The following is an 8,664-nucleotide window of genomic DNA, read 5'->3' on the forward strand; positions in this document are numbered from 1 at the left end:
GGGCCGCCCCGCGCTGGACACGCACCTGCGAACGATCAGGCCGTCAAGGCGTCCGCCGGCATCGCGGGGGTCTCGCGGCCACTGCAGACGTCGCGCCACAGGTGGTACATCGCGCCGAAGCCGACCACGATCAGGGCGAGCACGAAAGCCAGGTACAGCGGCACCGCGATGACGAAGCCCAGCCACGCGCCGACCGCCTTCATCAGCACGCCCACCAGCGTCACCAGCAGGACCGCGAGGATGCCCAGCAGGACCAGGCCCACGATGTAACCCAGCGTCAGCACCAGCAGCGGCAGCAGGTTCTTGAACGCGCCGGCGAAGCCGTCGCCGAGCCCGGCGAACAGGCCGCGACCGCGCAGCGCCACCTGGCCGAGCGCCACCGCCTGCACGCCGAAGAACACCATCCCGACCACCATCATCGCGAGGTAGGCCGTACCGAGGCCCGCGGGCATCTGTGCCATTGCAGCGGTAACGTCGCCGGTCATCGACGCCTGCATCGTCTGCATGTACCACTCCAGCACGCCGGCGGCGAACACCGACAGTACGCCAAAGATCAGCAGGTTCTGCAGCACCGCGATCAGGATCATCAGGCCGATCACGCGCAGCGAGGTTGGCAGGTCGCCAAAGCCGCCGAACACGTCGAGCGCGCGCGCCGGTCGGCCGCTCTCGACCGCATCGACCAGTCGCAGGTAGCCAACGGTAAGCATGCCGATCACGACCATCAGCGGCACCAGTACCAGCAACATGGCAGCAAACATCGCGCCCGTGCCGCTGCCGGCAAACGCCGCGACCAGGCCCGAGAGCAGGCCGACAGCCAGCGTCGCCACGACCGCCGTCACCAGCAGCAGCGCGGCGCCGCCGAACACCGCCTTCGGATTGTTGCGGCCCAGGTTGACCGCGTTCTTGAGCCAGCCGAGTGCGGCCAGCGGTCCCATTGCACGTGTTGTCATTCCCTTCCCCTATCTGTGGCAATCCATCCAACGCCGGCCAGCGGCCGGCGCATCCAAGCCGCGCGACGCGCGCACGGTGTTGCCCCCTTCCCCGGGGCGAACCTGTCGGCCGGTCAGGCCTCGATGCCGCGCGCCGGTGCCGGCGGAACCGCGGCCGACGGCGCATCGCCGACGGTCTGCCGCCAGGCGAGGTAGACCGCGCCGCCCATCACCGGCAGCAGCATCGCCATCAGCAGCAGTTGGGTGGCGAACGTCGCCGCCTGCGCACCCAGCGCGAAGGCAAGCACCAGCGCCAGCAACTGCAGCACCAGGCTCAGCGCGATCACCGCGATCATCATCAGCACCACCAGCACCACCAGCGCGCCGAGATTGCGCAGGCAGGTGCGCAGGCTCAGCTTCATCGCCGCGAACGCACCGCGGTCGGTGAACATCACCTCGGGAATCGCAACGAAGGTGAAGAAGCCGGAGATCACCCCAACCACAAGCACGGCCAGCATCCACAGCAGCAGGCGGCCGGTCGGCAGCGTCTCGGCCAGGGCCGGGTCCGGGTTGGTCTGCAGCTGCGCCAACACCTGGGTGGTGTGCTGCAGTTGCTCGGGGCCGATCATCGCCACCAGCAGCACGCCCATCACCACCAGCGCGGCGATCTGCGGCAGCAGCATCGCCAGCAGGCGCAGCAGCTTGCCGTCGCGCATGCCCTGGACCAGGTGCGCCGGATTAGCCGGGCGGCCCTGGTCGACCTCGCGCGCGGCGTAGACGACGCCACCGAACAGCACCGGACCGGCCAGCGCCAGCAACAGGCTCAGCCACACCTGGCCGCCGAGCGAACCGAGCGCCGACAGCCCGCCCCAGATCAGGCCGAGCAGCCCAAGCTGCAGCGGCGCCTTGCGCAACAGGGCGATGCCGCCCATCAACCACTCCGCGCCCGCACCGGCGCGCACCTTGCGAATCCCGTCCATCGCCTATCCCCGAAACTTGGAAGAACCGTTCGAATCCAGTGGCTTGCGCGACCGCGCAGCCATCCGGAACGTTAGCACTGCCTGCCGCCCGCGGGCGGGGCGTTCAGGCCGACGGGGCCAGCCCGCGCGCGTGGTGGACGAAACGGCGCAGCACGCGCCGCGCTTCCGGGGCGGCGCCGACCGCCGACAGCATCGCCGCGGGGTCGAGCCCCTCGCGCTGCAACGGGACCTTGCGGGCCTGGATATAGCCGCGCATGTGGGTCGCGCTGAATTCGGGATGGAACTGCACGCCCCAGGCCGCCTCGCCCCAGCGGAACGCCTGGCACGGGTCGCCCGCCGACCGGGCCAGCACTACGGCACCGTCGGGCACGCGCAGCACCGACTGCATATGGGTCAGTTGCGCGTCGAAACGCGCCGGCAACGGCGCCAGCAGCGCGTCGTCGGATGCGGCCGGCAGCAGTTCGACCTCGACCGTGCCCATCTCGCGCCCGGCCGGGTTGTTGCCGACCTCGCCGCCAAGCGCGTGCGCCAGCAACTGGTGGCCGTAGCAGATACCGAAGACGGGCAGGCCCGCGTGGGCGGCCTCGCGCAGCCAGGCCGCGGTGGCCTCGCTCCAGTCCAGCCGCTCGGTGACCATCGCCCCGGAGCCGGTGACGATGACGCCGGCAAAGCCCTCGCGCACCGGCAGCGGCTCACCGCCCTGCACGTCGACCACCACCGCGGCGTCGCGCGACATGCCGGCCGCCACCCGGATCCAGTGGGGGAAGTCGCCATGGCGCTGCATCGGGCCGACCGGCTTGCCGGTCTCGATGATCAGGAAGGGAGCGGTCGACGGTGCGGTCATTCGGACTTCGCGGAAGGGGGCTGGCGGGAGCGCGCCGTATACTAGCCCGCTTTGCACCACGGGCCCGAGACCATGTCGCACGCCTCCGCGGACGCCGCTCCGGCGCCCACCTTCCAGCAGCTGATCCAGCGCCTGAACACGTACTGGGCCGACCGTGGCTGCGTGCTGATCCAGCCGCTCGACCTGGAGGTCGGCGCCGGCACCTTCCACCCGGCGACCTTCCTGCGCTCGCTCGGGCCGGAACCCTGGAACGCCGCCTACGTGCAGCCCTGCCGGCGCCCCACCGACGGCCGCTACGGCGACAACCCCAACCGCCTGCAGCGCTACTACCAGTACCAGGTGGCAATGAAGCCCTCGCCCGACAACATCGTCGAGCTGTACTTCGACTCGCTCAAGGCGCTCGGCGTGGACCCGCTGGTGCACGACCTGCGCCTGGTCGAGGACAACTGGGAGTCGCCGACGCTGGGCGCCTGGGGGCTGGGGTGGGAAGTCTGGCTCAACGGCATGGAGGTGACCCAGTTCACCTACTTCCAGCAGGCCGGCGGGATGGAGTGCAAGCCCGTCCTGGGTGAGATCACCTACGGTCTCGAGCGCCTGTGCATGTACCTGCAGGGCGTCGACAACGTGTTCGACCTGGTCTGGACCCACGGTCCGGACGGCACCCCGGTGACCTACCGCGACGTCTACCACCAGAACGAAGTCGAGCAGAGCACCTACAACTTCGAGCACGCCGACGTGGCCGAGCTGTTCCACCGCTTCGACGCCTGCGAGGCCGAGGCGGCCAAGCTGGTCGAGCTGGGCCTGCCGCTGCCGGCCTACGAGCAGGTGATGAAGGCCAGCCACAGCTTCAACATGCTCGATGCGCGCCGTGCCATCTCCGTGACCGAGCGCCAGCGCTACATCCTGCGCGTGCGCCGCATCGCCCAGGGCGTGGCCGAGGCCTACTACGCGCAACGCGAGAAGCTCGGTTTCCCTGGACTGAAGCAACCCGCCACTCCGGTCGCCGGGGAGGCTGCATGATGACCACCACCATGACCCCGCTGCTGGTCGAACTGGGCACCGAGGAACTGCCGGTCAAGGCATTGCCCGGGCTGGCGCAGGCGCTGTTCGACGGCATCCTGGACGGACTGGCGCGACGCGGCATCGCGTTCGAACGTGGCGAGGCCAAGCCGCTCTACACTCCGCGCCGGCTGGCGGTGCTGTTGCCGGGCGTGGCATCGACCCAGCCCGAGCGGACCTCCGAGGTGCTGGGTCCCTACCTCAACATCGCGCTGGACGCCGATGGCCAGCCGACCCGCGCGCTGCAGGGCTTCGCCGCCAAGGCCGGGGTGGATTGGACCGCGCTCGGGCGAACCACCGACAAAAAGGGCGAACGCTTCGTCCACCGCACCACCACGCCGGGTGCGGCGACCGCCAACCTGCTCGAGGCGATCGTCGCCGACGCGGTCGCGGCGATGCCGATCCCCAAGCCGATGCGCTGGGGCGCGCACGAGTACGGTTTCGCCCGGCCGGTGCACTGGCTGGTGGTGCTGCTCGGGCGCGACGTGGTCGACGCCGGCCTGCTGGGCGTGCGCAGCGACCGCATGAGCCGCGGACACCGCTTCATGCATGACAAGCCGGTCTGGATCGGCGCGCCCGGCGACTACGTCGAGGCGCTGCGCGGCGCGAAGGTGCTGGCCGACCCTGACGAGCGCCGCGCGCGCATCGTCGCCGAGGTCGAGGCCGCGGCACGCGGAGCGGGCGGCACCGCGCGCATCGATGCCGGGATCCTGGAGGAGGTCAACGGCCTGACCGAGTGGCCCAGCGCGGTCGCCTGCAGTTTCGACCCCGCGTTCCTGGCGGTGCCGTCCGAGGCGTTGATCGCGACGATGGAGACCAACCAGAAGTTCTTCCCGGTGCTCGATGCCGACGGCCGGTTGAGCGAGCACTTCGTGGGCATCGCCAATATCGAGAGCCGCGACGTCACCCAGGTGCGGCAGGGCTATGAGCGCGTGATCCGCCCGCGCTTCGCCGACGCCCGGTTCTTCTTCGTGGAGGACATGAAGCAGGGGCTGGCGTCGATGAACGAAGGCCTGCGCACGGTCACCTACCAGCAGCAGCTTGGAAGCGTGGCCGACAAGGTTGCGCGGGTGGCGGCGCTGGCCGAGGCCATCGCCGGCCAGGCCGGGGTCGACCCGGCACTGGCGCGTCGCGCGGCCGTGCTGTCGAAGGCGGACCTGCAGTCGCGCCTGGTCGGCGAGTTCCCGGAGCTGCAGGGCATCGCCGGCCGCTATTACGCCGCGGTCGAGAACGAACCGGTCGAGGTTGCCGATGCGATCGACCAGGCCTACATGCCGCGTTTCGGCGGCGACGCGATCGNTGGTCGGCGAGTTCCCGGAGCTGCAGGGCATCGCCGGCCGCTATTACGCCGCGGTCGAGAACGAACCGGTCGAGGTTGCCGATGCGATCGACCAGGCCTACATGCCGCGTTTCGGCGGCGACGCGATCGCGCCGTCGCGCACCGGCCAGGTGCTGGCGATCGCCGAGCGGCTGGACACGCTGGCCGGCGGGTTCGCCGCGGGCCTGAAGCCGACCGGCAACAAGGACCCGTTCGCGTTGCGGCGCAATGCGCTCGGGCTGGCGCGGACGCTGGTCGAAGGCGGGCTGGACCTGCCACTGGCGCCGCTGCTGTCGGCCGCGTGCAACGGCGTCGGCGCGGTCCAGGTCGGCAAGGCGGCCGCTGCACCGGCCGATGCGGAGGAACTGCGCGACTTCGTCTTCGACCGGCTGCGCGGCTACTACGCCGAGCAGGGCATCACCCCGCAGCAGTTCGAGGCGGTGCTGGCGGCGCCGGGCGCGACATCCGGCCCACTGCTCGACTTCGACCGCCGGCTCAAGGCGATCGCCGAGTTCGCGCGCCTGCCCGAGGCCGAGGCGCTGGCCGCGGCCAACAAGCGCAGCCGCAACATCCTGCGCAAGGTCGAGGGCGAGGTGCCGGTCGCGGTCGATCCCGCGCTGATGAGCGAGCCGGCCGAGCGCGAGTTGGCCGATGCGGTCGATGCCGCGATCGCCGACAGCGCCCCGCTGCTGGACGCGCGGGATTACGTTGCCGTGCTGGGGCGGCTGGCGCGGCTGCGGCCGCAGGTCGACGCGTTCTTCGACGCGGTGATGGTGAATGCCGACGACCCGGCGGTCCGCAACAACCGGCTCGCGTTGCTGACACGGCTCAGCGGCGTGCTGGGCAGCGTCGCCGCGATCGAGCACCTGTCGAGCTGAGTCCGCCCCACACGCAAGCGCGCGAACCTTAATCGCGCGTTGACGCGCACCGGCTATCCTGCGCCGATGCCCCTCCCCCACCGCACCACCGTCGCGCTGTGCCTGCTCGCCAGCGCGGTGCTTCCGGGCACCGTCCGTGCCGCCCAAGTGGGCCAGGTGGAGGTGGTGGGCCTGGACGAGGAGGCCACCGCCAACGTGCTCGCGGCGCTGTCGCTGGTTCAGGCGCAGGGCCGCGAACTGTCGGGCCGGCGCCTGGCGTACCTGGTACGCGAGGCCGACGACGAGACCCGCGAGGCGCTGGAACCGTTCGGCTATTACTCGCCACGGATCGAGGTCGAGCGCAGCCGCAACGGCAACGGCGCCCCGGTCACCGTGACGATCACGGTCGACCCCGGCGAACCGGTGCGCGTGCGCGACCACCACGTCGCGATCATTGGCGAGGGCGGCCGCGACCGTTACCTGCGGGAGGACCTGGCCGAATTCCGCCCGCAGGCCGGCGACGTGTTCGACCACGCCGTGTACGAGGCCAGCAAGAACACCATCAGCCGGCGGCTGGCGGTGCGCGGTTATTTCGACGCCGATTTCGCCAGCCGGCGGGTCGAGGTGACGCGTGCCGAGAACGCCGCCGACATCGACCTGGTCTGGACCAGCGGCCAGCGCTACGACATGGGGCCGGTGGAGTTCGAGCAGACCCGCCGCATCATCCGGCCCTCGCTGATCGAGCGGCTGGTGTACTGGAAAGAAGGCAGCTACTACCACCAGGGCAAGCTCGACCGCCTGCGCGAGTCGCTGGCGCGGCTGGACTATTTCGCCAGCATCGACATCCAGCCGCGGCCGGCCGATGCGGTCGGCAACGACGTGCCGGTGACCGTCACGCTGACGCCGGCCAAGCGCAGCATCTACACCGCCGGCCTGAGCTACGGCACCGACAGCGGCGCCGGCGTCCGGCTCGGGCTGGAGCGGCGCTACCTCAACGACCGCGGCCACAAGGCACTCGCGCAACTGGACTGGGCGCAGCGGCGCAAGACCCTGACCCTGCAGTACCGGATCCCGGCCTTCGCGTGGCTGGACGGCTGGTACACCATCAGCGCGCAGGCCGCCGACGAACAGACCGACTTCATGGACAGCCGGCGGATCGAATTCGTCGGCAGCCGCAGCGGCGAGATCAACCGCTACCTCACCGCCATCGCATCGTTGCATGCGTTGCGCGAGCGCTGGGCGTACGTCGGCGAGGACGACGGCGATCCGGCAACGCTGCCCGACTACCGCTACGCGACCTACACCTATCCCTCGCTGCGGGCCGAGTATGTCGACGCCGACAACCCGGTGTTCCCGGTCGACGGGCGGGCCGGGACGCTGATGCTGCGCGGCGGCATCGAAGGCGCCGGCTCGGACGCCAACTTCGCCCAGGTGCGCGCGACCGCCCACTGGTTCCGCGGCGTCGGCGCGGACAACCGGCTGATCGTGCGCGGCGAGCTGGGCCATACCTACACCAACGCCCTGGTCGACCTGCCGCCGAGCCTGCGCTTCTTCGCCGGCGGCGCCGGCAGCATCCGCGGCTACGGCTGGCGCGAGGTCGGGCCGCGGATCGAGGGCGCCGACGGCCGGTTGTACGCGCTGGGCGCCAAGAACGTCGTTACCGGCAGCGTCGAGTTCGAGCACTACTTCAACGAGAGCTGGGGCGCAGCGGTGTTCGCCGACACCGGCAGTGCCTTCAACAGCGATCCCGACCTGCGCAGCGGCGTCGGCGCCGGCGTGCGCTGGCGCTCGCCGGTAGGACCGGTACGGATCGACGTCGCACACGGGCTGGATGACCCGGACTCGTCGTTCGAGATCTACCTCAGCGTCGGGGCGGACCTCTGATGGCGCCGCGCTGGAGGTTCGGTTTCCGCCGCCGCCAAGGCGGCGAGCCGACGCCCGAGGAGCGCGAGGCCCACATCGCCGAGTTGCGCCGGAAGCGGCAGGCCCGCCTGCGCTACCTCACCCTGCGCGCGGTACTGCTGGCCGGCGCGCTGGGGCTGGTGCTGGTGGTGGGCCTGTACTGGCTGCTCACCACCGTCGGCGGGCGCGAGTTCCTGCTCGCGCAGATCGTCCAGCGCCTGCCCGGGAACGCGACCCTGACCTGGGAAAGCGCCGAGGGTCCGGCGTCGGGCCCGCTGACGCTGCACGACGTGCGCTTCACCTACGAGGCGATCGAGTTCACCGCCCACCGCGTGCACCTTGACCCGGCGATCAGCCCGCTGCTCGGCCGCCGGCTGCGGCTGGATGCGCTGCAGGTCGAACAGGCGACGCTCGACCTGCCGGTCAGCGAGGAGCCGTTCGAGCTGCCGCGCTGGCCCGACTCCTTGCCGCAGATCGCGCCGCCGCTGGCGCTTGAGGCCGGCGACATCCGCATCGACGGGTTGGCGGTGACACGCGAAGGCGCGCCGGTGATCGACATCGCCCGCCTGCGTGGCGGCCTCGTGGCCGACGCCGGACGCCTGCACGTGGAAGCGCTGGAAGTGGACAGCGACCGCGGCCGCTTCACCGTGCACGGTGACTACGTGCCGCGCGAGGACTACCGCACCGACCTGGTCGCAACCGCAGTGCTGCCGGCGGGGTCGGCGACGACGCCGGCGCGGCTGGGCTTCGTCGCCCGCGGCGACCTGTCGCGGAT

5 protein-coding genes and 3 pseudogenes are annotated in these 8,664 nt (G+C 71.0%); 5 read left to right on the plus strand and 3 right to left on the minus strand.

Translation table 11 applies throughout. The features are described 5' to 3' along the window. Positions 1-35: 35 nt before the first annotated feature. From ACKVMH_RS11260 to ACKVMH_RS11270, 3 genes are all read right to left on the minus strand, one after another. Positions 36-950, minus strand: coding sequence for a hypothetical protein (locus tag ACKVMH_RS11260; protein WP_412700355.1), 915 nt, complete (start codon positions 948-950; stop codon positions 36-38). A 113-nt stretch (positions 951-1,063) separates the two neighbouring features. Continuing rightward, a complete protein-coding gene (locus ACKVMH_RS11265) occupies positions 1,064-1,909 on the minus strand; it encodes a BPSS1780 family membrane protein (protein WP_412700356.1) in 846 nt (281 codons plus the stop codon). Between the two features lie 103 nt (positions 1,910-2,012). After that, on the minus strand, positions 2,013-2,753 hold the full coding sequence (locus ACKVMH_RS11270) for a glutamine amidotransferase (RefSeq protein WP_412700357.1): 741 nt from the start codon (positions 2,751-2,753) through the stop codon (positions 2,013-2,015). A 72-nt stretch (positions 2,754-2,825) separates the two neighbouring features. On the opposite strand from ACKVMH_RS11270, the gene glyQ reads away from it, so the two are divergent. From glyQ to ACKVMH_RS11295, 5 genes and pseudogenes are all read left to right on the plus strand, one after another. After that, positions 2,826-3,773, plus strand: coding sequence for a glycine--tRNA ligase subunit alpha (gene glyQ, locus ACKVMH_RS11275; RefSeq protein ID WP_215219151.1), 948 nt, complete (start codon positions 2,826-2,828; stop codon positions 3,771-3,773). 11 nt (positions 3,774-3,784) lie between these two features. Then, a pseudogene (gene glyS, locus ACKVMH_RS11280) lies at positions 3,785-5,054 on the plus strand (glycine--tRNA ligase subunit beta); the annotation flags it as partial. 60 nt (positions 5,055-5,114) lie between these two features. Then, positions 5,115-6,008, plus strand: a pseudogene (locus ACKVMH_RS11285) (glycine--tRNA ligase subunit beta); the annotation flags it as partial. A 66-nt stretch (positions 6,009-6,074) separates the two neighbouring features. Beyond that, positions 6,075-7,871, plus strand: a complete 1,797-nt coding sequence (locus ACKVMH_RS11290) for an autotransporter assembly complex protein TamA (protein WP_412700358.1) — start codon at positions 6,075-6,077, stop codon at positions 7,869-7,871. Continuing rightward, a pseudogene (locus tag ACKVMH_RS11295) lies at positions 7,871-8,664 on the plus strand (translocation/assembly module TamB domain-containing protein); the annotation flags it as partial. The gene ACKVMH_RS11290 and the pseudogene ACKVMH_RS11295, both read left to right, overlap by 1 nt.

The organism is Lysobacter zhanggongensis (genome assembly GCF_046638635.1).
Taxonomy (GTDB): Bacteria; Pseudomonadota; Gammaproteobacteria; order Xanthomonadales; family Xanthomonadaceae; genus Novilysobacter; species Novilysobacter luteus.